22 protein-coding genes and 2 tRNA genes are annotated in these 23,800 nt (G+C 71.0%); 11 read left to right on the top strand and 13 right to left on the bottom strand.

The genetic code is table 11. The features are described from left to right. Window positions 1–43: 43 nt before the first annotated feature. From ACGH52_RS25575 to ACGH52_RS25560, 4 genes are all read left to right on the top strand, one after another. The gene (locus ACGH52_RS25575; RefSeq protein WP_076976207.1) at window positions 44–766 is read left to right on the top strand and encodes a M50 family metallopeptidase; all 723 of its coding nucleotides are present in this window, start codon (window positions 44–46) and stop codon (window positions 764–766) included. A gap of 160 nt (window positions 767–926) precedes the next feature. Beyond that, window positions 927–2,243: a 3-phosphoshikimate 1-carboxyvinyltransferase gene (aroA, locus tag ACGH52_RS25570; RefSeq protein WP_399942638.1), complete on the top strand. Its 1,317-nt coding sequence runs from the start codon at window positions 927–929 to the stop codon at window positions 2,241–2,243. Between the two features lie 12 nt (window positions 2,244–2,255). Further along, the gene (rsgA, locus tag ACGH52_RS25565; protein WP_059300669.1) at window positions 2,256–3,269 is read left to right on the top strand and encodes a ribosome small subunit-dependent GTPase A; all 1,014 of its coding nucleotides are present in this window, start codon (window positions 2,256–2,258) and stop codon (window positions 3,267–3,269) included. A gap of 157 nt (window positions 3,270–3,426) precedes the next feature. Continuing rightward, on the top strand, window positions 3,427–3,750 hold the full coding sequence (locus tag ACGH52_RS25560; protein ID WP_007444521.1) for a multidrug efflux SMR transporter: 324 nt from the start codon (window positions 3,427–3,429) through the stop codon (window positions 3,748–3,750). A gap of 29 nt (window positions 3,751–3,779) precedes the next feature. Here ACGH52_RS25560 and ACGH52_RS25555 read toward each other — a convergent pair whose 3' ends face one another. Further along, window positions 3,780–4,391 (bottom strand): TetR/AcrR family transcriptional regulator, encoded by a 612-nt coding sequence (locus ACGH52_RS25555; protein WP_076976205.1) that lies wholly within the window; start codon window positions 4,389–4,391, stop codon window positions 3,780–3,782. Between the two features lie 172 nt (window positions 4,392–4,563). Between ACGH52_RS25555 and hisN the strand changes: the two genes are divergently transcribed. Together hisN and ACGH52_RS25545 are read left to right on the top strand one after the other, a co-directional pair. Next, a complete protein-coding gene (gene hisN, locus ACGH52_RS25550; RefSeq protein WP_059300671.1) occupies window positions 4,564–5,364 on the top strand; it encodes a histidinol-phosphatase in 801 nt (266 codons plus the stop codon). A gap of 132 nt (window positions 5,365–5,496) precedes the next feature. Beyond that, window positions 5,497–5,904, top strand: coding sequence for a cyclic nucleotide-binding/CBS domain-containing protein (locus ACGH52_RS25545; RefSeq protein ID WP_171987381.1), 408 nt, complete (start codon window positions 5,497–5,499; stop codon window positions 5,902–5,904). A gap of 112 nt (window positions 5,905–6,016) precedes the next feature. On the opposite strand, the gene ACGH52_RS25540 is transcribed toward ACGH52_RS25545, so the two are convergent. Then, a complete protein-coding gene (locus ACGH52_RS25540; protein ID WP_210974720.1) occupies window positions 6,017–7,468 on the bottom strand; it encodes a catalase in 1,452 nt (483 codons plus the stop codon). A gap of 153 nt (window positions 7,469–7,621) precedes the next feature. On the opposite strand from ACGH52_RS25540, the gene ACGH52_RS25535 reads away from it, so the two are divergent. After that, window positions 7,622–8,038, top strand: a complete 417-nt coding sequence (locus tag ACGH52_RS25535; RefSeq protein ID WP_059300674.1) for a Fur family transcriptional regulator — start codon at window positions 7,622–7,624, stop codon at window positions 8,036–8,038. 49 nt (window positions 8,039–8,087) lie between these two features. After that, window positions 8,088–8,161, top strand: a tRNA-Met gene (locus ACGH52_RS25530). Window positions 8,162–8,375: 214 nt separating this feature from the next. Here the strand turns inward: ACGH52_RS25530 and ACGH52_RS25525 are convergent. The 3 genes from ACGH52_RS25525 to ACGH52_RS25515 all read right to left on the bottom strand — a co-directional run bounded on the left by ACGH52_RS25525 (window position 8,376) and on the right by ACGH52_RS25515 (window position 13,618). Then, window positions 8,376–10,199, bottom strand: coding sequence for a tetratricopeptide repeat protein (locus tag ACGH52_RS25525; protein ID WP_121702048.1), 1,824 nt, complete (start codon window positions 10,197–10,199; stop codon window positions 8,376–8,378). 239 nt (window positions 10,200–10,438) lie between these two features. Beyond that, window positions 10,439–10,512, bottom strand: a tRNA-Met gene (locus ACGH52_RS25520). Between the two features lie 100 nt (window positions 10,513–10,612). Next, complete coding sequence (locus ACGH52_RS25515; RefSeq protein WP_076976187.1) at window positions 10,613–13,618, bottom strand: UPF0182 family protein; 3,006 nt, start codon at window positions 13,616–13,618, stop codon at window positions 10,613–10,615. A 164-nt stretch (window positions 13,619–13,782) separates the two neighbouring features. On the opposite strand from ACGH52_RS25515, the gene ACGH52_RS25510 reads away from it, so the two are divergent. Continuing rightward, window positions 13,783–14,325: a PPA1309 family protein gene (locus ACGH52_RS25510; protein WP_171987380.1), complete on the top strand. Its 543-nt coding sequence runs from the start codon at window positions 13,783–13,785 to the stop codon at window positions 14,323–14,325. A gap of 46 nt (window positions 14,326–14,371) precedes the next feature. Here ACGH52_RS25510 and ACGH52_RS25505 read toward each other — a convergent pair whose 3' ends face one another. The 4 genes from ACGH52_RS25505 to ACGH52_RS25490 form a co-directional block, all read right to left on the bottom strand. Further along, on the bottom strand, window positions 14,372–15,466 hold the full coding sequence (locus ACGH52_RS25505; protein WP_059300678.1) for a PDZ domain-containing protein: 1,095 nt from the start codon (window positions 15,464–15,466) through the stop codon (window positions 14,372–14,374). Between the two features lie 64 nt (window positions 15,467–15,530). Further along, a complete protein-coding gene (locus tag ACGH52_RS25500; RefSeq protein ID WP_007444545.1) occupies window positions 15,531–15,695 on the bottom strand; it encodes a hypothetical protein in 165 nt (54 codons plus the stop codon). A 121-nt stretch (window positions 15,696–15,816) separates the two neighbouring features. After that, entirely contained in the window at window positions 15,817–16,275 is a 459-nt protein-coding gene (locus tag ACGH52_RS25495) for a molybdenum cofactor biosynthesis protein MoaE (RefSeq protein ID WP_059300679.1), read from the bottom strand. Window positions 16,276–16,382: 107 nt separating this feature from the next. Beyond that, on the bottom strand, window positions 16,383–17,504 hold the full coding sequence (locus ACGH52_RS25490) for an SDR family oxidoreductase (RefSeq protein WP_059300680.1): 1,122 nt from the start codon (window positions 17,502–17,504) through the stop codon (window positions 16,383–16,385). 192 nt (window positions 17,505–17,696) lie between these two features. Between ACGH52_RS25490 and ACGH52_RS25485 the strand changes: the two genes are divergently transcribed. Both ACGH52_RS25485 and ACGH52_RS25480 read left to right on the top strand, forming a co-directional pair. Next, on the top strand, window positions 17,697–19,151 hold the full coding sequence (locus ACGH52_RS25485) for a zinc-dependent metalloprotease (protein ID WP_399942631.1): 1,455 nt from the start codon (window positions 17,697–17,699) through the stop codon (window positions 19,149–19,151). Next, the gene (locus ACGH52_RS25480; protein ID WP_121702050.1) at window positions 19,148–19,663 is read left to right on the top strand and encodes an NUDIX hydrolase; all 516 of its coding nucleotides are present in this window, start codon (window positions 19,148–19,150) and stop codon (window positions 19,661–19,663) included. The genes ACGH52_RS25485 and ACGH52_RS25480 overlap by 4 nt, the downstream gene beginning before the upstream one ends. Window positions 19,664–19,722: 59 nt before the next feature. On the opposite strand, the gene ACGH52_RS25475 is transcribed toward ACGH52_RS25480, so the two are convergent. From ACGH52_RS25475 to ACGH52_RS25460, 4 genes are all read right to left on the bottom strand, one after another. Continuing rightward, complete coding sequence (locus tag ACGH52_RS25475) at window positions 19,723–20,478, bottom strand: AIM24 family protein (protein WP_076976183.1); 756 nt, start codon at window positions 20,476–20,478, stop codon at window positions 19,723–19,725. Window positions 20,479–20,495: 17 nt separating this feature from the next. Beyond that, on the bottom strand, window positions 20,496–21,176 hold the full coding sequence (locus ACGH52_RS25470; protein WP_121702051.1) for an AIM24 family protein: 681 nt from the start codon (window positions 21,174–21,176) through the stop codon (window positions 20,496–20,498). A 13-nt stretch (window positions 21,177–21,189) separates the two neighbouring features. After that, window positions 21,190–22,986 carry a TerD family protein gene (locus tag ACGH52_RS25465; RefSeq protein WP_399942627.1) on the bottom strand — a complete coding sequence of 599 codons (1,797 nt, stop codon included), beginning with the start codon at window positions 22,984–22,986 and terminating at the stop codon, window positions 21,190–21,192. A gap of 138 nt (window positions 22,987–23,124) precedes the next feature. After that, window positions 23,125–23,721, bottom strand: a complete 597-nt coding sequence (locus tag ACGH52_RS25460; RefSeq protein WP_399942624.1) for a M48 family metallopeptidase — start codon at window positions 23,719–23,721, stop codon at window positions 23,125–23,127. Between the last annotated feature and the right edge of the window lie 79 nt (window positions 23,722–23,800).

The raw sequence follows: 23,800 nt of genomic DNA, 5'->3' as shown, positions 1-23,800 counted from the left end.
ACACTGCCAGATCCCGCGCGCACACGAGGAGCCCTCTCCGAACATGGACCACCTCGCAACGGCCTCGCTCACCTCCCTGTGGGACGAGGTCTCCGGCACCCAGCCCGATCCCGACCTGTGGGTGGTGATCGCGACCCTGGTGGCCGCGCTCGCCGTCGTCGTGACGCGCGGGTCGTGGCGGATAGCGCGCAACGCGATCACCATCGCCCACGAGGGCGGCCACGGCCTGGTGGCCCTGCTGACCGGGCGCACCCTGACCGGGATCACCCTGCACTCGGACACCAGCGGCCTGACGGTGAGCCGGGGCAAGCCGCACGGCGTCGGCATGATCCTCACCGCGGTCGCCGGTTACACCGCTCCCCCGCTGCTCGGCCTCGGCGGCGCCGCGCTGCTGGCGGCGGGGCGCATCACCCTGCTGCTGTGGCTGGCGACGGCGCTGCTCGTCGCCCTGTTGGTGATGGTCCGCAACGCCTACGGGGTGCTGACGGTGGTGGTCACCGGCGGTACGTTCGTCCTGGTGTCCTGGCTGGCCGGGCCGCAGGTGCAGGCCGCGTTCGCGTACGCGGTGGTGTGGTTCCTGCTGCTCGGCGGGGTGCGCCCGGCCTTCGAGCTGCAGGCCAAGCGGTCTCGGGGCGGCGCCGGGGACTCGGACGCGGACCAGCTGGCGCGGCTGACGCACGCGCCGGCGGGTGTGTGGTTCTTCCTGTTCCACGCGGTGTCGCTGTGCTCGCTGATCGGTGGGGGACGCTGGCTGCTGGAGCTGTGAGGCCCCACGGCACCCATGGCGCCCACGGCATCCATGGCACCCACGGCACTCTCCGCACGCGCCGCATATATGCACGGCAAGTGCACAGTTGCTCTTTCGGTCAGGTTTCGACGCTTTTGATCAAGATCTCCGATCGTCCTCAGCCATTAAAGTGGGGCCCATGACCGTGAACCCCGCGCACACCGCCCTCTGGCCCGCCCCGCACGCGAGCGGAGCAGTCGACGCGACCGTCCACGTGCCCGGGTCCAAGTCGGTCACCAACCGGGCCCTGGTGCTGGCCGCCCTCGCCTCCGAGCCCGGCTGGCTGCGCCGCCCGCTGCGCTCCCGCGACACCCTGCTGATGGCCGAGGCGCTGCGCACGATGGGTGTCGAGATCGAGGAGGGCGTCGGTCCCGAGGGCACCGGCGAGTTCTGGCGGGTCATCCCGGCCGGTCTGCGCGGCCCGGCCACCGTCGACGTCGGCAACGCCGGCACGGTCATGCGGTTCCTTCCGCCGGTCGCCGCGCTGGCCGACGGCGCCGTCCGCTTCGACGGCGACCCGCGGTCGTACGAGCGCCCGCTGCACGGCGTGATCGACGCGCTGCGCGTCCTGGGCGCCCGCGTCGACGACGACGGGCGCGGCGCGCTGCCGCTGACCGTGCACGGCGGCGGCGCCCTGGAGGGCGGCCCTGTCGACATCGACGCGTCCTCCTCCTCGCAGTTCGTCAGCGCCCTGCTGCTGTCCGGACCGCGCTTCAACCAGGGCGTCGAGGTGCGCCACACCGGCTCCGCGCTGCCGTCCATGCCGCACATCCGCATGACGGTCGACATGCTGCGCGCGGTCGGCGCCCAGGTCGACACCCCCGAGTCCGGCGGCGAGCCGAACGTCTGGCGGGTCACGCCGGGCGCGCTGCTCGGCCGGGACCTCACCGTCGAGCCGGACCTGTCCAACGCCCAGCCCTTCCTCGCGGCGGCGCTGGTGACCGGCGGCAAGGTGGTGATCCCCGACTGGCCCTCCCGCACCACCCAGCCCGGTGACCGGCTGCGGGAGATCTTCACCGAGATGGGCGGTTCCTGCGAACTGACCGACTACGGACTGGTCTTCACCGGATCGGGTGCCCTTAACGGCATCGACGTCGACCTCGGCGAGGTCGGCGAGCTGACCCCGGGCATCGCGGCCGTCGCCGCCCTCGCGGACTCGCCCTCGACCCTGCGCGGCGTGGCCCATCTGCGGCTGCACGAGACGGACCGCCTGGCCGCGCTCACCAAGGAGATCAACGAACTCGGCGGCGACGTCACCGAGACCGCCGACGGCCTGCACATCCGCCCGCGCCGGCTGCACGGCGGCGTCTTCCACACCTACGAGGACCACCGCATGGCCACCGCCGGTGCCGTCATCGGCCTCGCGGTCGAGGGGGTCCAGATCGAGAACGTGGCGACGACCGCCAAGACCCTGCCCGACTTCCCCGACCTGTGGACCGGGATGCTCGGGGCGTAGGGACGGTTCGCCATGCGCCGCTACGGCAAGCACACCGACGAAGACGACATCCGCTCCCGCCCGAACCGCAAGGGCAACCGGCCGCGCACCCACATCCGGCCCAAGCACGAGGACGCCGCCGAGGGCCTGGTCCTCACCGTGGACCGCGGCCGGCTGACCTGCCTGGTCGAGGACCGGATCGTCATGGCGATGAAGGCCCGCGAACTGGGCCGCAAGGCGGCGGTCGTCGGCGACCGGGTGGCCCTGGTCGGCGACCTGTCCGGCAAGAAGGACACGCTCGCGCGGATCGTCCGCATCGAGGAGCGCGTCTCCGTGCTGCGCCGCACGGCCGACGACGACGACCCCTACGAGCGGGTGGTCGTCGCCAACGCCGACCAGCTCGCCATCGTCACCGCCCTCGCCGACCCCGAGCCGCGCCCCCGCCTCATCGACCGCTGCCTGGTCGCGGCGTTCGACGGCGGCCTCTCCCCGCTGCTGGTGATGACCAAGTCGGACCTGGCCCCGCCGGACGAATTCCTGGAGCTGTACGGCGCGTTGGACATCCCGTACGTCATCACCAGCCGTGAGGAACTGGAGAACGGCGCCGCCGCGGACCTCGTGCGCGAGCACCTGGACGGGAAGATCACCGCCTTCGTCGGCCACTCCGGCGTCGGCAAGACGACCCTGGTCAACACCCTGGTGCCGGAGGACCGCCGCCGGGTGACGGGCCACGTGAACGCGGTGACGGGCCGCGGCCGGCACACCACGACCTCCGCCCTCGCCCTGCCGCTGTCCTCCGCGGGGGGCGGCTGGGTCGTCGACACCCCGGGCGTGCGGTCGTTCGGGCTGGCGCACATCGACCCGTCCCGGGTGATCAACGCCTTCCCCGACCTGGTGCCCGGCACGGAGGGCTGTCCGCGGGCGTGCAGTCACGACGAGCCCGACTGCGCGCTGGACGCCTGGGTCGCCGAGGGGCACGCCGACCCGGCCCGGCTGTACTCGCTGCGCCGACTGCTGTCGACGCGGGAACGCAAGGAAGGGGACTGACCCCCGCGTTGTTTGCCGTGCCGTGCCATCGGTAAGTGCATAATCGCACCAAGCCGGAACCAAGCCTGAGCAAAGCCGGACGAAGTCGCTGTCGGACGAAGCCACTGATCGACACCGACGCAGCGGTCGCGGTAGGGGACCACGGGAGGACAAAGACATGGCGTGGCTGCTGGTCATAGTGGCAGGAGTGCTCGAAACCGGCTTCGCCGTCTGTCTGAAGCTGTCGCACGGCTTCACCCGGCTGTGGCCCACCGTCGCCTTCTGCGCCTTCGCGCTGGGCAGTTTCGGCCTGCTGACGATGTCTCTGAAGAAGCTCGACGTCGGCCCCGCGTACGCGGTGTGGACCGGCATCGGCGCGGCGGGCACCGCCATCTACGGCATGATCTTCCTCGGCGACCTGGTCTCGACCCTGAAGATCGTCTCGATCAGCCTCGTCATCATCGGCGTCATCGGGCTGCAACTGTCCGGCTCGGCGCACTAGAAACTCCTCCGGGGCGCCCCCGGCCGCCGCTACGCCGTCGACCGGCGCGGCAGGACGGTGCGTACGAGGTCGGCCACCCCGCCCTCGGCGGGCGGCGCGGCGACGCAGGAGAGGGCGAGCCGCACGGCCAGTTCGCAGGAGCGGGCCAGTTCGGCGGCGTCCGGGGGCGGGAGCGGACCGGCGCCGCCCAGGACGGCCACGGCGCGGTCGCGGACGAGGCCCACGAAGTCGCCGGGCGAGGGCAGGGCACCGTCGGCCCGCCGTTGGGCCGGAACGGCGGCGGAGGAGGGCACCGCCGGCAGGGCCGGCGAGGGCAGCCGCTCGCTCCAGCAGCCGGTGAGCATGGCCCGGACCAGTACGTTGTCGTGGGCCGCCGACATCATCCACTCGGCGGTGGCGGTGAGCCGTTCACGCGGGTCACTGGGCCCGGAGAGCGCGCGCTCCACTCCGGCGAGGTAGCCGTCGGCCTCGCGGCGCACCAGGGCCCGGGCGAGACCGTCCTTGCTGCCGAACTCGTTGTAGAGGGTCTGCCGGGACACCCCGGCGGAGGCCGCGACGTCCACCATGCGCACGGCGGACCACGGCCGGCGCGCCAGCGCCGTGTACGCGGCGTCGAGCAGGGATTCCCGGGCTGCAGGCACCCTCGCCTCCCTCGGGCCGAGCGAATGCTGCCGGATGTACCGAGCGACTTGCTGCCAGATTTGACGGGTACGGGGGCACTGTCAAGGGTCCTCGCGCTGCCGCCCGCCGCCCACGCCACGCCCGCCAAAGCCCTGGTGGCCCCGCCCCGCCCGCGACAGATAGCGTGACGGCATGCCCGATTACCTCGACGACCTCCGCCTCGCCCACGTGCTCGCCGACGCCGCCGACGCCGCGACGATGGACCGCTTCAAGGCCCTCGACCTGAAGGTCGAGACGAAGCCGGACATGACCCCGGTGAGCGAGGCGGACAAGGCCGCCGAGGAACTCATCCGCAACCACCTCGCCCGCGCCCGCCCCCGCGACGCCGTTCTCGGCGAGGAGTACGGCGTCGAAGGCACCGGGCCCCGGCGCTGGGTGATCGACCCGATCGACGGCACCAAGAACTACGTGCGCGGCGTTCCCGTGTGGGCCACCCTCATCGCCCTGATGGAGGCGAAGGAGGGCGGCTACCAGCCGGTCGTCGGCCTCGTCTCGGCGCCCGCCCTCGGCCGCCGCTGGTGGGCGGTGCAGGACCACGGCGCGTTCACCGGCCGCAGTCTGACCTCCGCCCACCGGCTGCACGTCTCCCAGGTCTCCACGCTCTCCGACGCCTCCTTCGCGTACTCCTCGCTGAGCGGCTGGGAGGAGCAGGGCCGCCTCGACGGCTTCCTGGACCTGACCCGCGAGGTGTGGCGCACGCGCGCGTACGGCGACTTCTGGCCGTACATGATGGTCGCCGAGGGCTCGGTGGACATCTGCGCCGAACCCGAGCTCTCCCTCTGGGACATGGCCGCCAACGCGATCATCGTCACGGAGGCCGGGGGCACCTTCACCGGCCTCGACGGCCGCCCCGGCCCGCACAGCGGGAACGCGGCCGCGTCGAACGGCCGGCTCCACGACGAGCTGCTCGGGTATCTCAACCAGCGTTACTGAACGCCCGTCGACTCGCCCTTCACGCCCCCTTGTTGACCCGTGCTTTACCTGCCACTCTGAGAGTTCCCTCACTTGTGAACTTGTGAATCCATGAACTAACTCATGGATCACCGGCAGGAGGTGGCTCCATCCATGCTCGTCCGTGAAGTCATGAGCAAGGTCGTCCTCACCATCGGTCCCGCCCACACGCTCCGCCAGGCCGCCGCCCTGATGTCCGCTCGCCGCGTCGGCGCCGCCGTGGTGTACGACCCCGACGCCGGCGGCATCGGCATCCTCACCGAACGCGACGTCCTCGTCTCCGTGGGCCGGGGCCAGGACCCGGACACCGAGCGGGCACACGGCCACACCACCACCGACGTCGTCTTCGCCACCCCGACCTGGACCGTGGAGGAGGCGGCGGGCGCGATGGCGCACGGCGGCTTCCGCCACCTCATCGTCCTGGACGGCGGCGAGCCCGTCGGCATCGTCTCGGTGCGCGACATCATCCGCCGCTGGGCGCCGGCGCGCGCCCCGCACAACACACCGGTGGTGACCGCCTGACGGGACGACGGAGTACCGACCGGCCCGGAGCGCGTACGGCCGGAACGACGCACGGGCCGGACCCCCGTCCCCGGGGATCCGGCCCACCGCCACGGCAAGCGGTCCAGTGCTGTCAGCCGCGCAGGGCCTGGACCGCGGCCTCCAGCCGCTTGCCGAAGTCACCGTCGGCCTGACGGAAGTTGCCGACCGCGCGCTCGACGATGTCGTCGCGCGAGACACCGGACAGGGCGCCGGCCAGGTTGCCGATCAGCCGCTCCTTCTCCGCGTCCGTCATCAGCCGGTAGAGGTTGCCCGCCTGGACGAAGTCGTCGTCCTCGGCGTGCGAGGGCGCCGGGGCCTCGCCGGTGGCACCGGAGACCGCGACCGGCTGCCACAGGGCCCGGTCCGTCTGGAACGGGCCGCCGAAGCTGTTCGGCTCGTAGTTCTTCGCGCCCTTGTGGCGGCCGTCGTACAGGTGGCCGTCACGGGAGTGGGTGCGCGCCACGGTGGCGTGCGGGCGGTTCACCGGCAGCTGGTCGGCGTTGATGCCGACGCGGTAGCGGTGCGCGTCGCCGTAGGCGAAGAGACGGCCCTGGAGCATCTTGTCCGGGGACGGCCCGATGCCGGGCACGAAGTGCGCCGGGGAGAAGATCGACTGCTCGACCTCGGCGAAGATGTTCTCCGGGTTGCGGTTGAGCTCCAGCTTGCCGAACCAGACGATCGGGTAGTCCGCGTGCGGCCACACCTTGGTCAGGTCGAACGGATTGAAGCGGTACGTCGCCGCCTCCGCGACGGGCATGATCTGCACGCCGACCGTCCAGGACGGGAAGTCGCCGCGCTCGATGGCCTCGCGCAGGTCACGCTGGTGGGAGTCGGGGTCCTCACCGGCGAGCCTGTCCGCCTCGGCCTGGGTGAGGGTCTTGATGCCCTGGTCGGTCTTGAAGTGGTACTTGACCCAGAAGGCTTCGCCCGCCTCGTTGTTCCACTGGTAGGTGTGCGAGCCGAAGCCGTCCATGTGGCGGTACGACGCCGGGATGCCGCGGTCACCGAACAGCCAGGTCACCTGGTGCGTCGACTCGGGCGACAGGCTCCAGAAGTCCCAGACGTTGTCCATCTCGGTCGAGCCCGTGTAGGGGTCGCGCTTCTGGGTGTGGATGAAGTCGGGGAACTTGATGGCGTCCTTGATGAAGAACACCGGGGTGTTGTTGCCGACGAGGTCGTAGTTGCCCTCCTCGGTGTAGAACTTCAGCGAGAAGCCGCGCGGGTCGCGGACGGCGTCCGCCGCGCCCAGGTTGCCGGCCACGGTGGAGAAGCGGAGGAAGGTCTCCGTCTCCTTGCCGACCTCGGAGAGGAAGGCCGCGCGCGTGTACGGGGTGACATCGGCGGTGACCGTGAAGGTGCCGTAGGCGCCGGCGCCGCGGGCGTGCACGACGCGCTCCGGGATGCGCTCACGGTTGAAGTGGGCCAGCTTCTCCAGCAGGAGCTGGTCCTGGACGAGCACGGGGCCGCCGACGCCCGCCGTCTCACTGTTCTGGTTGTCGGCTACGGGGGCACCTGTCTCCGTAGTGAGCGGTCCCTGGGTCACGAGCTCCTCCTGTGCGGATCCTGGCGATCCTGCTGGTCTTGTCCCTTGGCTAATACCGTTCTAGATCCTACAATAGACAATGTCTAAGTCAAGTAGTACTCCAAAGTCACACCCATTCGGGACCTGGTCCCCCTTGCTGTTAAGCTGATGTGTATGAGTGACCTTCTGGAACGGCTGCGCGGGCGCGGTTGGCGCATGACCGCGCAGCGTCGGGTGGTGGCCGAGGTCCTCGACGGCGAGCACGTCCACCTGACGGCCGACGAGGTGCATTCCCGGGCCGTGGACAAGCTCCCCGAGATCTCCCGGGCGACCGTCTACAACACCCTGGGCGAGCTGGTCTCGCTCGGCGAGGTGCTGGAGGTGGCGACGGACAAGCGCGCCAAGCGCTACGACCCGAACGCGCACCGGCCGCACCACCACCTGGTCTGCGCCCAGTGCGGCGCGATCCGCGACGTCCACCCGACCGGCGACCCGCTGACCGACCTTCCCGACTCGGAGCGCTTCGGCTTCACGGTGTCGGACGTCGAGGTGACGTACCGCGGCACCTGCCCGAACTGCGCGGCGGCGTGAGCGGGATTTGCGTCTCGTCTTCGTATTGACGTAGTGTTCCATTCATCGACGCGGGGTGGAGCAGCTCGGTAGCTCGCTGGGCTCATAACCCAGAGGTCGCAGGTTCAAATCCTGTCCCCGCTACTGAAACCGAAAGGCCGGGATCCGAAGGGATCCCGGCCTTCGGCGTATCTGCGGGCAGTCGTGCCTCTCCCCCCAGTGCCTGAACGGCCTGGGAGGTACCCCCAGGCGGCACGGGTGGGCGCAGCGGCACCCGGCCGGCGCCGGCCCACGCCCCCCGGCCAGCCCAGCCCGGGGCACCTCTAAAAGGCGCCCAAGCTCAGCGCAGCGTCACGCCTCACGCCGACAACTCCTGCCGCAACGCGTCCCGCAACCGCGCCGCCCGCTCCCCCACCTCAACCGGCCCCAGCGACACCGCCAAGTCCGCCCACCGCTGCCCCTCCGCCAGCTCTCCCCGCCGCGCGAACACCAGCGCCAGCCGCAGCGCCGCCCGCCCGTGCCCGGCGTCGGCCGCCCGGCGCCACCACACGACGGCCTCCGGCTCGCTCCCCTCCCGCGCCAGCAGCAGCCCCAGGTTGAACGCCCCGTTGCGCGACCCGGCCTCGGCCGCCTCGCGGTACCACCGCGCCGCCTCCACCACGTCCCCGCGCGCCGCGGCGAGCATCCCGACCCGCACCTGTGCGCGGCGGTGCCCCTGGGAGGCCGCCCGCTCGTACCACTCCTCGCACTCGGACTTCTCCTGCGTCGGCTCACCCAGCTCGTGCGCGGGCGCGGGCGGCCGGCGCGCGTCCAGCACCGTCGCCAGCCGGTACGCGGCCTCCGCGCTGCCGCCCCCCGCCGCACAGCGCAGGAAACGCTCCGCCTCGCGCTCGTCCCCGGCGCGCAGCCGTGCCATGCCGACCTGGAGCGCCGCCTCGGTGTGCCCGGCCGCGGCGGCCCGCTCGTACCAGCGCAGCGCCGCCCGTTCCTCGCTCCGCCCGGCGTGCAGGATCCCGAGGTTGAAGGCGGCGTCGACACTGCCCGCCTCCGCGGCCTTGGAGAACCACGGCTCGGCACCGCTCTCGTCCCCGGCGCGCAGCAGCAGGATGGCCAGCGCGTTGGAGGCCTCCCGGTGCCCGGCGTACGCCGCCCGCCGGTACCACTGCTCGGCCTGCGTGGTGCGCCCCTGCTCGGCGCAGAGCAGCCCGAGGTTGTACGCGCCGTTGTCGTCACCGGCGTCCATCGCCGCCCGGTACCAGCGCTCCGCGGTCTGGGTCTCGCCGCGCTCGGCGTGCAGTGCGCCCAGGGCGTTGGCGGCGTTGCCGTCGCCGTCCTGGGCGGCGCGCAGCCACCACACGGCGGCACTCTCGGTGTCCCCGGCGTCCCGCAGCAGGAAGCCGAGGGCGCAGGCGGCGCGGGCCTCGCCGTCCTTGGCGGACGTGAGGTACCAGCGGCCGGCCTCCTTGAGCTCGCCGCGCTTCTCCAGGATCGTCCCGAGGTGCAGCGCGCCCCGCCGGTGACCGCGCGCGGCGGCCTGCCGGTACCACTGCTCGGCCTCGTCGGCCGCGCGTGCGGCGGCCTTGTCGTCGCCGTCCCGCCCGGCCCGCCGGTCCAGCGTCCGCGCCAGCCGGTACGCCGCCTCCCGGTGCCCGCGCTCGGCCGCGGCCCGCATCCACCGCTCGGACCCGGTGTCGTCGCCGCGGTGCTCCAGCAGGTCGGCGAGAGCGTAGGCGCCCAGTACGTGGCCCTGTTCCGCGGACTGGCACAGCCAGTACTCGGCGGCCGGCTCGTCCCCGCGTTCACGGAAGTGCCGGCCCAGCGCGTGCGCGGCGGCGGCCGACCCGGCGACGGCGGCGATACGCCACCATCCGGCGGCCTCGTCGGCGTATCCACGCTGGTGCAGCAGGACGCCCAGGTTGTTGGCGGCGGCCCGGTCACCGGCCGCGGTGGCGGCACGCAGGTGGGACTCGGCTCCGTCGAAGTCGCCACGGCGCAGCAGCATCGCGCCGAGCATGCTCATCGCCTCGACGTCACCACCGTCGACGGCGAGCCGCAGACGCACTTCCTCGGCGGCCTCGTCGGCGGCTTCCTGAGCCTCGTCCGCGGCTTCCTCCTGACCCGACGGCTGACCGGACGGCTGCGCAAAACGCCCTGTCCCGAACAGATTTGCCATGTCCCCCATAACGTTCATCGTCGCACCACCCGCAACCTCGGTACATCCGGTATACCGCAGTCAGTGAGGTCACTTCAGCGTTTTGTCGACATGCCCACAGGGAGACAAGTCAAACACAGAACTGCCCAACTCCCCCTGGCGGCGCGGCCGTCGTGTCCGCCGGTACATGCGTTCGCACATCACGAAGGCCCGGATTCCTTGAGGAATCCGGGCCTTCGTGGTCGCTCGCACGTAGCTCACGACTTCAGTAGCGGGGACAGGATTTGAACCTGCGACCTCTGGGTTATGAGCCCAGCGAGCTACCGAGCTGCTCCACCCCGCGCCGTTGTGTTCACAACCCTAGCACGGCGCGGGATGGGATTTGACCAGCTCGAACGCCCGACGAGGACGCCCGACGCGGCCACCCGGCGCGAGGCCGGCGGTCAGCCGGTGTCCGATCCTCCCCCGGCTTCACCGGTCGGCGTCGCGTCCGGACTCGCCTTGTCGTCTCCGGCCTTGTCCCCGCTGTTCTTGTCGCCGGAGTTCTTGTCGTCGCCGTTCTTGCCACCGGCGTTCTGGTCGGCCTTGGCCTGTGCGTCCTCGGCCCGCTGGAGCGCGTCCTCGAGGTCCTTCTGCGCTTCGGCGTACGCGGCCAGGTCCTTCTGCTCCAGGGCCTTCTGCCCGGCGTCGAAGGCCTTCTGCGCGTCGCTCAGCGCTTCCCGAACCGTGGGGTTGGTGGACGTCGGTGGCGGTTCGGTGGTGTCGTCGCCCTCGTCCGGTGGTGGCTGTTCGTTCTCGGCGGCCTGGGCTCCGAAGACCTTGTTCAGGGCCGCGTCGAGCGTGTTCTCGAAGGCGGTGTTGCCCCCGTAACTCACCAGGACCTTGCGCAGCAACGGGTACTTGAGGTCGCCACCGCGCACGTAGACGGGCTCGACGTACAGCAGTCCGCCGTCGAGCGGCACCGTCAGCAGGTTGCCGTACTCCACTTCCGAGTCGCCGCCTCTCAGCAGCCTGATGGACTCGGCGATGTCCTGTTCGGAGTTGAACTGGCTCTGCACCTGTTTGGGTCCGTCGACGGTCGTGCTCGTCGGCAGTTTCAGGATTCTGATCTTGCCGTAGTCACTGGTGCCCGCCTCGGCGTCGACCGCCATGAACGCGCTGAGGTTGTCACGCCCGTTGGGTGTGAACGTCGTCGTCAGCGAGAACGCCTGCGCCTTCTGGTCCGGCATCTTCATGCTCAGGTAGTACGGCGGCACCGCGTCGCCCGACTTGTTGGTCGGGTCGTCCGGCACCTGCCACACCTCGCTGCCGCTGAGGAAGGTGTTGGCGTCCTTCACGTGGTAGCGCGTGAGCAGCTCGCGCTGGACCTTGAACAGGTCCTGCGGATAGCGCAGATGCGCCATCAGCTCCTTGGAGATCTCGCCCTTGGCCTTCACCGTGCCCGGGAACGCCTTCTTCCAGGTCTTCAGGACCGGGTCGTCGGTGTCCCATTCGTAGAGCTTCACGTCACCGCTGTACGCGTCGACGGTCGCCTTCACGGAGTTGCGGATGTAGTTGACCTGGTTCTGCTGGGCCACCACCGCGCGCGAGTTGTTGTTGGCGGTCAGCGAGTCCGCGGTGGTGTCGCCGAGCGTCGTACGGGAGGCGTACGGATAGCCGTTCGTCGTGGTGTACGCGTCGACGATCCACTGGATACGGCCGTCCACCACCGCCGGATAGGCGTCGCCGTCGATGGTCAGCCAGGGCGCCACCGCCTCGACGCGCTCCTTGGGTGTGCGGTTGTACAGAATCCGCGAACCCTCGCCGATGGCACCGGAGTAGAGGATCTGCGGCTCGCTGAACGCGGCCGCGTACGCCGCCCGGTTGATCGGGTTGGACAGGTCGACGCCGCCGTCGCCCTTGTAGCTGAACGTCTTCTCCCCGGTGTCGTCGGAGTAGTCGATCTCCTTCTGGGGACCGCCGACGATCGAGTAGGTGGTGGTCTTCTCGCCGTAGTAGACCCGCTGCTCGTACTTGCCGAGGTCGCCCTCGGACGGCAGGTTGGACTCGGTGAAGACCGGGCGTCCCTCGGAGTCGACCTGGGTGCCCTTCGCCGCGACCACGCCGTAGCCGTGGGTGTAGCGGAAGTGGTTGTTGATCCAGTTCTTCTTCGGGATGCCCGCCAGGTTCAGCTCGCGCAGGCCGATGACCGTGTCCTGGTCCTTGCCGTCCTTCGCGTAGCGGTCGACGTCCAGGTTGGTCGGGAACGCGTAGTAGTTACGCATCTGCTGGAGCTGCTGGAACGTCGGCGAGATGATGTTCGGGTCCATGATCCGGACGGAGGCCGCGGCGTCCGCGTCGTCACGGAGCTTGGTCTTGTCCTTGGTCTCGCTCTTGCCCGGGTACTCGGTGACCTGGGTGCCCTCGATGCCGTACGCGTCGCGCGTGGCCGCGAGGTTCTTCGCGACGTAGGGCGCCTCCTTGGCCTGCTCGTTCGGCTGGACCTGGAACTTCTGGACCAGTGCCGGGTACAGGCCGCCGATGAGGATCGCGGAGAGCACCATCAGGCCGAAGCCGATCACGGGCAGCTGCCAGGTACGCCGCCACAGGGTGGCGAAGAACAGCAGGGCGCAGATGACCGCGATGCAGAACAGGATCGTCTTGGCCGGCAGGTAGGCGTTGGCGTCGACGTACCTGAGGCCCGTCCAGTTGTCGGTCGCCTTGAAGTCGCTGGACTTCACCGCGAGGCCGTACCGGTCGAGCCAGTAGGCGACGGCCTTGAGCGCGACGAAGACACCGAGGAGCACCGACAGGTGCCCGGTGGCGGCGGCCGTGGCGCGCGCGCCGGGGCTGGTGACGCGGAGTCCGCCGTACAGGTAGTGGGTCAGCGCGGCGGCGATCACGGAGATGATCACGGCTGCGAAGCCGAAGCCGAGCAGGAACCGGTACCAGGGCAGATCGAAGGCGTAGAAGGCGACGTCCAGCTTGAACTGGGGGTCCTTCTGCCCGAAGGGCACGCCGTTGACCCACATCAGCCAGGTCCGCCACTGACCGGACGCCGAGGCGCCGGCGATCAGGCCGACCAGGGCGGTGATGCCGAGCAGCAGCCACTTCTTGTACGGGGCGATGCCCATCCGGTACCGGTCGAGGTTCTGCTGCTCCATCGACATGGCGCTCAGCGGCGGGCGCAGGCGGTGGGCCAACCAGATGTTGAACCCGACGGCGAGCGCCATCAGCAGGCCGAAGACGAAGAAGAGCCCGATCTTGGTCCACAGGGTCGTCGTGAAGACCGACGAGTAGTGAACAGACCGGTACCAGAGCCAGTCCGTCCAGAATCCCGCGAACATGGTGAACGCCATGGCGAGCACGGCGAGGACACCAAGTGTCAGCAGCAGGGTTCGGACACGCCGGGACGGGCGGCCCACTCTGATCCGCGGCCCCGACGGGGGGCCTCCGCCGCGGTCCGGCATCTGGAAAGCCAAGGTGCGCACCTCGAAGTTCGCTGTTGATCCGTCAGGCCCTCGGGTTCGCGGGCCCCCCGTGCGCCCCCGTGATCGTGGGCCCACACTTATGCAACTTACTCATCGTTTACTCGGTTCCCGATTCGGGCCATGAACGAGGCAGGATTGTGACCATGTCCAACACCCCCATGGCAGCGAGCCCCCTCACCCGGGCCGTACTCGAGATCGACGAGTACGTCTCCGGCCTCGGCTGGGACCAGCCCGCACGCCTCTTCGCACTTGTCGACACCGCACGGCTGCGGGCCGACCAGCCCTCCCTCGCGGACCGGCTCGGTCTGCGGGAAGAGTCGGAGACCTCCGGCCTCACCCCGATCGAGCAGGACGAGATTCCAACGGACCAGGCGCTCGACGAGTTCCTGGGCACCATCGCCTGGCCCGACGCCGTGGTCGGCTGCGCGCTCGCCGTGGAGCGGCTGATGCTGCCGCCCTCGGCCGAGGCGCAGGTGCCCCAGGGCCTGAACGACAAGAAGCTCGCCCAGTGGGTGGCGGAGCACCCGGACCGTCAGGAGGTCCGCATGACCGTGGCGGTCCTGCGCGACGGCGCCCGCGACTCGGCCCTGCGGCTGCGGGAGAAGGACACGGCCACGGAGGTGCTCACGGGCTCCGACCTGGTGCCGGGTCTGGCCGAGGCGCTGACGGCGACGTTCGAGGAGTAGACCCGCCGGACGCCGACCGCCGGGGCGGACGGCCGGGCCGGAAGGGTCAGCCCTCCGTGCACGTCGGCAGGTCGCCGGTCTTCCCGGAACGGATGTCCTTCAGCGCGCCGAGGGCGTCGTCGATGGTGTCGACCTTCACCAGGGTGAGCCCGTCGGGGGTGTCCTCGGCGGCCGCCGCGCAGTTGTCCGCGGGCGTCAGGAAGTACTGGGCGCCCTTGTCGTGCGCGCCGATGGTCTTCATGCCGATGCCGCCGATCGGGCCGACCTTGCCGCTGTCGTCGATCGTCCCGGTGCCGGCGACGAACTTGCCGCCGGTGAGATCGCCGGGGGTCAGCTTGTCGTAGATGCCGAGGGCGAACATCAGACCGGCGCTCGGGCCGCCGACGTCGGCCAGCTTGATGTCGATGTCGAACGGGAACGTGTGGTCGGTTCCGGCGGAGATCCCGACGACGGCGCGCTTCTCGCCGGCGTCGTCGGAGGTCTCCGTGGTGATCTTGATCTTCTCTGTCTTCGTCGGCGTCCGGCCCTCCTTCTCCGCGGCGGCCTGCTCCTTGGCGGGCACGATCGTGAAGACGGTGTCCTCGCCCGGCTCGTGCTTGGTCACCAGCTCGGAGACGTCCGTGGGCTTCTTGACGGTCGTGCCGTCCACGGCCTTGATCACGTCACCGGCGTGCAGCCTGCCCTGCGACGGGGAGTCCTTGACGACGGCGGAGACGACCACCCAGGACTTCACCGGGATGTCCAGCGCCTTCAGGGCGGCCACCTTCGCGGTCTCCTGGGACTGGCTGAACTCCTCCGCGTTCTCCTGGGTGGCCTCTTCCTCGGTCTTGCCGTCCGGGTAGAGGGTGTCGTGCGGCACCACGCTGTTGTCGTGCGCCAGCCAGCCGTAGACGGCCTCCACGAGGTTCATCTTGTACTCGGCGCTGGTGACCCGGACGGTGGTCATGTTCAGATGACCGCTCGCCTCGTAGGTCTTGTGACCGGAGATCTGGAGCACCGGCTCGCCGTCGTGGTCCCCCAGGGTGTTCACCGTCGGCCCGGGTGACATCTCCGAGTACGGCACGGGGATGAAAACACCCGCGCACAGGAGCGCGATCAGCATCAGGGTGGAGGCGAGCATCGTCGCGGTGCGGCGTGGCATGGCACGACAGTACGGGACGCGGCTGTCGGAACACCGTCAGGGCGGAGGGCCGTCGGACGAGCGTTCAGGCACCCGTGCGGGGCTTCTCCATGGCCTCACGGAACCGGGCGTACCCGTCCAGTTCGGGACCGTCGCTCCGCGCCTTGCGGGTCCGGTTGGCCCAACTGCCCCACAGGCCCGCACCGACAGCGGCCACCAGCGGAATGAGCAACCAGGCAAGCGCTGCCATGCCGACCTCCCAACCCCATGAGCGTCCGCGACTGACTGATCAGCAGATTAACCATTCGCAGTGACAACGCTCACGCCGGGGGGCGGGTTACGCAACCGGAGCCACGGGAGGGAACGGGGCGCTACGCGCCCACCCATTCCTCGGTGCCGTCGGAGAACGTCTGGTGCTTCCAGATGGGCACCTCGTGCTTGAGGTCGTCGATCAGCTTCCGGCAGGCGTCGAAGGCCTCGCCCCGGTGCGGGCAGGACACAGCGACGACCACCGCGAGGTCCCCGACCTCCAGATCCCCCACACGGTGCAGCGCCGCGAGCGCCCGCACGGGGTACTCCGCGACGACCTTCTCCGCGATCCGCCGCATCTCGGCCTCGGCGCTCGGGTGGCACGAGTACCCGAGCCGGTCGACGTCGGTGCCGCCGTCGTGGTTGCGCACGGTCCCCACGAACAGCGCGGTGCCGCCCGACGCGTCGTCCCCGACCGCGCGGAAGACCTCGTCCACGGACAGGGGCGTCTCACGGATGCCGATCAGCTTGACGGGGTCCGCTGCGGCCCGCTCACCGGGGTGGTCGTTCGTGGTTGCCATGCGCCCATCGTGCCCCACTCCGCGGACGGCGCGGAATAGCGTGTTCGCCCGGCACGCGCGCGTACGGCGTTGGAGCCTCCTACAGCGGCCGCCGACCGGGGGCGGTCTCAGATGCGGCGCCGGGCCTTGCGCGCGCGGCGCACCACCGCGGCCGCGCCCAGCAGCGCCACCGTCGCGCCCGCGGCCCCCGCCGCCGTCGCGTCCTTGCGGCCGAGGCGCCGGCCGGCGACGGTGTGCCGCCCCGCGACCTCCTCCAGCAGTTCCGCCAGGACCTCCTCGTTCGTGTGCTTGGGACGCCATCCGGCATCGTGCAGGCGGCTGCCGCTCACCACCCAGGGGTACATCGTGTACGCCAGGTCCCCCGCCGGGGAGGGCGTCAGTCCGATCCGGTGCAGCCGGGCCGCCGCGCCGAGCGCGACCGCGGAGGGCAGCTCCATGCGCCGGATGCCGCTGAGCTCCTCGACCTCCTCCTGCTCCAGCCAGCCGTCGCACCCGACGGCCAGCTCACCGTCGGCCTTCTCCAGGACGGCGTACTCCAGGGCGCTGCACAGGTCGTCGACGTGGCAGAACTGCCACGCGGGCCGCGATCCGGCCACGACCAGCAGCCGGGGCGACTCGAAGTACCTGGTCAGCGCGGTGTCCATGCCCCCGACCAGCACGGCGGGCCGTACCACGGTCACGTTCAGGCCGGGATGCGCGCGGGGTGCGCGCCGCGCGAGCCGCTCGATCTCCAGCAGGTCGCCGACGCCCGTGGCCTCGGCCGTGGCGCGCAGCTCGGCGTCCTCGGACAGCGGCAGCTCGTTGTCCGGGAGGGCGCCGTAGACCATCGCGGAAGTGCACAGCACGACCCGGTGCACGCCGGCCGCCGCCGCGGCGGTCAGCACGGTCTGCGTCCCCCGGACGTTGTAAGCCGTACGGGCGGCCCCGTCGGTCTCCAGGTCGAGGTCGAGCGCCAGGTGCACCACGACGTCCGCACCCCGCAGTTTCTCGGCGATGGCCGGGTCCCGTACGTCCAGGATCTGCCACTCGGCCGCCTCGCACTCCCCGCGCCGTTCGTCGATGGCCACGACCTGTCTGACCTCGGCGGACGCGGCGAGCCGCGCGGTGAGCAGGGCCCCCACCCCGGACGCGGCACCGGTGACCGCGACGACGGGTCCGCGCGCGCCGGGGCGGGCGGAACTGGTTGACTGGTTTCGCGCTGCGCGAACCTGCGGATCTGGGGAACTCACCGGGCGTCTCCAGAGGTTGTCTTCAGTACGAGCGCGTGCGACGCGTGCGTACCAGGTGGCATCCATCCTGCCGCAGGCCGTCAGTCGGCGAAGCACCGAGGCCCGAACGGCTTCGGGTGTCTACGCTGGGTGGTGAAGTCGGGCAGCCGTGCCGCCGGAAAGAACCGGCGGCCCTACCAGCCGAGGAACCCCGTGAGTGACACCCCATTCGGATTCGGCCTTCCGCCGGAGGAGCCGGACGACGGCGACGAAGGCAAGAAGAAGGACCAGCAGAGCGGCGGTGGTCAGGGACCGGCCAACCCGTTCGGTTTCGGGATGTCCGGAGCCGGAGGCCTGGGCGGCCCCGGCGCGGACAACCCGTTCGCTGCCATGTTCGGTTCCATGAACCCCAACGACCTGGGCGCCGCGTTCCAGCAGCTGGGCCAGATGCTCTCCTACGAGGGCGGCCCGGTGAACTGGGACATGGCCAAGCAGATCGCCCGCCAGACGGTCTCCCAGGGCACGCCTGACGGCCGCAAGGACGCCAGCGTCGGTCCCGCCGAGCGCAATGCCGTCCAGGAGGCCGTGCGCCTGGCCGACCTGTGGCTGGACGACGCGACGGCCCTGCCGTCGGGCGCGGGCACCGCCGTCGCCTGGAGCCGCGCGGAGTGGGTCGAGGCGACCCTGCCCGCCTGGCGCGAGCTGGTCGACCCGGTCGCCGAGCGCGTCGGCAACGCCATGGGCGACGTCCTGCCGGAGGAGATGCAGGCCATGGCCGGCCCGCTGATCGGCATGATGCGGTCCATGGGCGGCGCCATGTTCGGCACGCAGATCGGGCAGGCCGTCGGCGTGCTCGCCGGTGAGGTCGTCGGCTCGACCGACGTCGGTCTGCCGCTCGGCCCGGCCGGCAAGGCCGCCCTGCTGCCGGTGAACATCGAGTCGTTCGGCAAGGACCTCGGTGTGCCTCAGGACGAGGTGCGGCTGTACCTGGCCCTGCGCGAGGCCGCCCACCAGCGCCTCTTCGCGCACGTGCCGTGGCTGCGCTCGCACCTGTTCGGCGCCGTCGAGGGCTACGCCCGCGGCATCAAGGTCGACACGGCCAAGCTGGAGGACGTGGTCGGCCAGTTCGACCCGCAGAACCCGGAGCAGCTGCAGGAGGCTCTCCAGCAGGGCATGTTCCAGCCGGAGGACACCCCGGAGCAGAAGGCGGCCCTGGCCCGTCTGGAGACGGCCCTGGCGCTCGTCGAGGGCTGGGTGGACGCGGTGGTGCACACCGCCGCCAAGCCGCGCCTGTCCTCCGCCGACGCGCTGCGCGAGACGCTGCGCCGCCGTCGCGCCTCGGGCGGTCCGGCGGAGCAGACCTTCGCGACGCTGATCGGCCTGGAGCTGCGCCCGCGCCGCCTGCGCGACGCCTCCCGCCTGTGGGCGTCCCTGACGGACGCGCACGGTGTCGACGGCCGGGACGGCCTGTGGGCCCACCCGGACATGCTGCCGACCGCGACCGACCTGGACGACCCGGACGGCTTCGTGCACCGAGAGCAGCTCGACTTCTCCGAGCTGGACAAGATGCTCGGCGAGGCGGCGGGCAAGCCCGATCTGAAGAAGAAGGACCAGGGCGAGAGCCGGGACGACGGCCGGGACGAGGCCAAGGGCGACGACGGCGAGTGAGTCTCCACGACGACGCGGTCCTGGTCCTGAAGGGGTACGAGGGCCAGGACGAGCTGCGTCAGGTCTACCTGGACCATCTCGCGACCCATCCGGACGGCATGTGGAAGGCCTGCGCCGACGGGCACCTCACCGCGAGCGCCATGGTGATCGACCCGTCGCGCGAGCGTGTCCTGCTGACCCTGCACAAGAAGATGCGCATGTGGCTGCAGATGGGCGGTCACTGCGAGCCGGTCGACGAGACGCTGGCCCGGGCGGCCCTGCGCGAGGGCACGGAGGAGTCGGGCATCGCCGGTCTGACCCTGCTGTCCGGCGGCCCCGTGCGGCTGGACCGCCACCACACGCCCTGCGCCTGGCACCTGGACGTCCAGTACGCGGCCGTGGCTCCCGAGGGTGCCGTGGAGGCGATCAGCGACGAGTCCCTCGACCTGCGCTGGTTCCCGTACGCCGAGGTCGCGGCCGTGGCCGACGAGTCGGTCGTGCGTCTGCTGGAGGCGACCCGCGCCCGCCTGTGAGCGGTAAGGGGTGACCGCCCTGGCGATCACCCCTTACCGAACGGTGGCCGTGGGTGCGCTCAGCTCCAGGCGTTGCCCTGGTTCTGACCGCGGGCCCCGTGCTGCCCCATGCCGTACTGCGCGGCGACACCCTGTCCGACCTGGGCGTTCTGCGGCGGCAGCAGTTCGCTGGGCTGGACGAGCGCGAAGCCGCTGCCCATGAAGCTCAGCTCCCAGCCCTCGCCGGTGTTGCCACGGCGCCGCCACACCCCGGAGGAGTGCGTCTGGGCCTGCATCTGCACGCGCAGGCCGGTGGACCAGGCGACGATCGCGTCGGCGTCGCAGTTGACGTACTTGTCGGGCGTCACCTGCATGAACAGGGGGGAGCCCGAGGTCATCAGGGCGACCTTGCCCCGGCCGGTGATGTTGAGCTGGTACTTCCCCGAGCCGGAGATGCCGTAGAGGCTGTCCACCGCGATGACCTCGTGGTGCAGGGACGAGTCCATCGCGAGCACGTAGCTGCTGTCGACGGTGAGGCCGTCCTGGTCGACGTCCACCACGTGGACGCACTGGGCGAGGTTGGAGAAGTAGACCGTGCCCTGCCCGTGGCAGCGCATCAGGTCCAGGCCCTCACCGGTGTGCGCACGCGCGCGCGACTGGTTGTTGCTCTGGTACTCGGCGTCGAACTCGACGAGCCCCTGGTAGGCGACCATCGTGCCCTTGCGGGCGAGCACGTCGTCGTGGCCCGTGAGGGCGACGCGGAGCATGTGCTTGTTCTGCAGGCTCCAGGCTTCCTGGGTCTGCTGGTCGTTGTAGGCGAAAATCGGGCTCTGCATGATGTTCTGGCTCCCCCTCAGCCCCGGGCCCGGAGGCGGTCGGTGCTGTCCTCGCTGGGCTGGACGACGACGATGCCCTGACCGGAGAAGGCCATCTGGAAGGCCTCGCCGCTGCCGCGGCCGATCAGCGACTGCGCCTTGAAGCTGCGCTTGCCCTTCACCTTGAGGTTCGGGGACCAGGCGACGAGCGCGTCCGGGTCGACGTAGGTCTCGTCCTCGCCGCCGCCGCAGTCGACCACGATCGGCTTGCCCCGGGAGGTGAGCGCGACCCAGCCCTGGCCGGAGATCCTGGTGTTCCACAGGCCCTGCCCGGCGAACTTCGCCAGGCCCTTGACCCGCTCCACACCCCACGTCAGATGGGCGTCGAAGGCGAGCAGGTTGGTGGCGTTGACGGAGATTCCGTCGCCGTTGAGGTTGATGACGACGACGTTGGCGCCGTAGTCGGCGAGGTAGAGCAGTCCGTCGCCGGAGCACTTCATCAGGGGCGCGCCCTCGCCGGTCATCCAGTCCTTGGCGATCTGGCGGACGGCCGGCGGGTTCGGCTCGTACTGGACGAAGCCCTCGTAGGCGACCATCGAGCCCACGCGCGCGAGGAGGTCGTTTCCGGTCTGCATGGCGACCTTCAGCATGTGGTTGCCGTGGTTCTCCATGCGGGCGCCGACGGGTGCGGGAGCGTAGCCCGCGAGCGGCTGGTTCATGTCGGGCTCTCCCTCAGATCTCGTACGGCTGGACGACGACGAAGCTGCCGGGCGCGGCCCGGAACTGCAGGTTGACGCTCTCGCCGGTGTCGCCCGCGTAGGAGTTGCGGCGCATCCGCACCTGGCTGGAGACGACCACCTGGGCGGCGGCGGACCAGGCGACCACGGCGTTGCAGTCGGCGAAGGTCGTGGGCGTGACCGGCAGCACCACGGGCACGCCGTGCGTCTTCACGACGATCGTGCCGGTGCCCTGGAACTGCATCGTGAACAGCGCGCCGCCCGGGATGCCGTGCCCCTCGATGCGGCGGACCTCGTACTGGAGGCTCTCGTCGAAGGCCAGGACGTTCTCCGCGGAGACGCACACGGCGTCTCCCTGGAGCTCGATGGGGTGCAGCATCGCGCTGTTGTCCGCGAGGAAGACCTGTCCCTTGCCGGTGCAGCGCATCAGCTGCATCTCCTGACCGGTCGCGTTGCCCACGACCCGGCCGGCGAATCCGGCGCCCTTGTAGCTGAAGTCGACCTTGCCCTGGTAGAGCACCATGCTGCCCTGCCGGGCGAGCACGGGCTGGCCCTCCGCGCCGAGGTCGACGCGGACCAGCTTCTTGTTCTGCTGCGTCCAGCGCTGTCCGGTCGCGGTCTCCCGGAACTGCTGGAGGGCCGCGGTCACACCGGCACCCTGCGGGGCTCCCTGGGGCATGCCCTGCGGTGCGCCCTGGGGCGTCGGCTGGCCGTAGCCGGGCGGGGGCGTCGGCTGGCCGTAGCCGGGCGGAGGCGTCGGCTGGCCGTAGCCGGGCGGAGGCGTCGGCTGGCCGTGTCCCATGGGCGGGCCGGGCTGCCCGTAGCCGGGGGGCGCGGTCGGCTGCCCGTAGCCCGGCGGCGGGGGCGGGGCCTGGGGTGCCTGCGGTTGGCCGTAGCCGGGGGGCGGCGGCGCGGTCTGGCCGGGTACCTGGCCGTACGGCGGCTGCTGACCGGGCTGGCCCGGCTGGCCGTACGGCGCGGGCGCCGGGGCGGGGGGCGGCACCGGGGCACCGCCGGGCGGCGTGTTCATGGGCGCGACGATGGTCTGCGCGGCGTGCACGTCCGGCCCGGGCGCCGGGGCGGGAGCCGGTGGCGGCGTGGCGGCGGGCGGCGGAGCGAAGCCCTGCGGGGCGGGAGCCGGGGCCGGTGCGGCCGCGGCGGGCGCGCCGAAGGCGGGCGGCGCCGAGGCTTGGGCGGGCGGGGCGAAGCTCGGGGCGGCACCGGTCTGCGGCTGCTGCGCCTGCTGCGGCGCGGGGGTCTCTTCCTCGGCCACCTCGCCGCCGAAGTTTCTCAGCAGCGCGTCGAGACCGCCGTCGAAGCCCTGTCCGACGGCGGCGAACCGCCACACGTCCTTCAGATAGAAGTCGCCCAGCATCACGGCGCGCTCGGTGGAGAACTCTGAGCCGCTGAACGGGTACCGGGCCACCTCCTCGCCACCCGCGACGATCCGGAGGTACCCGGGCCCCACCTGCGACATCTGTCCCGCGCCGTCGATCGTCGCGGTGAAGGACAGCTTCTGGATCTGCTGCGGAATCCTGTCCAGGGTGACCCGGAAGGATTCGGTGTCGCCCGCCTGCGCACCCAGGAGCTGGATGGACTCCTCTGGGGTCTTCGGTTGGTTGAAGAACACGAAGTACCGGTCGTCCGACAAGCGCTCGTCGGCGTCGAGACCGAAGCAGCTGATGTCGAAGCTCAGCCCGGGGCCGGAGATCTGCACACCTACGTACAGATCCGTGCCCGCGGTGAGGTCACTGATCCTGGCCTTGTGGCCGCGTTGAAATTCCCTGGCCATGCGTTACGACCGTCCCCCATCCGAATGTGAGTGCGTCGCGACAGGCTAACGGCAAACACCGACACCGGAGGAAGTCGGTACAGACCCGGTACGAAACCCGTGCGAGGCCGTGGCGGACCCCGGTCCGGGCCGCTCGTGCTACTCGCTGCGGGCGCCGGGTACGTGCGGCAGCCGGTCCGCGGCGACCACGCCTTCCAGGTAGCCCCTGGCGCGCTCGGTCCGCGGATAGGCCTCGAGGAGGCGCCAGAACCGGGGCCCGTGACCGGGGACCAGCAGATGCGCCAGCTCGTGCAGGAGGACGTAGTCGACGACGTACTCGGGCATGCCCTGGAGACGGTGCGACAGCCGGATGCTTCCCTCGGACGGGGTACACGAGCCCCAGCGGGTGTTCTGGTTGGTGACCCAGCGGACCGAGGTGGGCCGGGCCCGGCCCTCGAAGTACTGCCCCGACAGGCGCTCCGCGCGCGCGGCCAGCTCGGCGTCACCGAGGACGCGCCTGCTCTCCTGGGCGGCCAGCTTGTCCAGCATGACGCTCACCCAGCGTTGCTCCTCGGCCTTGGACATCCGGGCGGGGATCAGCACGACGGTGCGATCGCCCTCGCGGTACGCGGATACCGTCCGACGTCGCCGGGTGCTCCTGCGCACCTCGATCGCGCTCGTCCCCGGGCCGCTCGGCGGCGGATTCGTCGGTGTGCGCGGGGGTGCCCCGGCGCGGTGCAGTGGGTCGGCGGACACGCCACGACGTTACCCGCTGCACACGGGGAAGTCCCGGCTCCGGGACGCATCGGCGCCGATCCACCACTCGTCCTGGGAG

This window comes from Streptomyces sp. BBFR25 (genome assembly GCF_044590125.1).
GTDB lineage: Bacteria > Actinomycetota > Actinomycetes > Streptomycetales > Streptomycetaceae > Streptomyces > Streptomyces canus_D.
The sequence above is the reverse complement of the archived record's forward strand: the minus strand, read 5'-3'. Positions and strand labels throughout refer to the sequence as shown.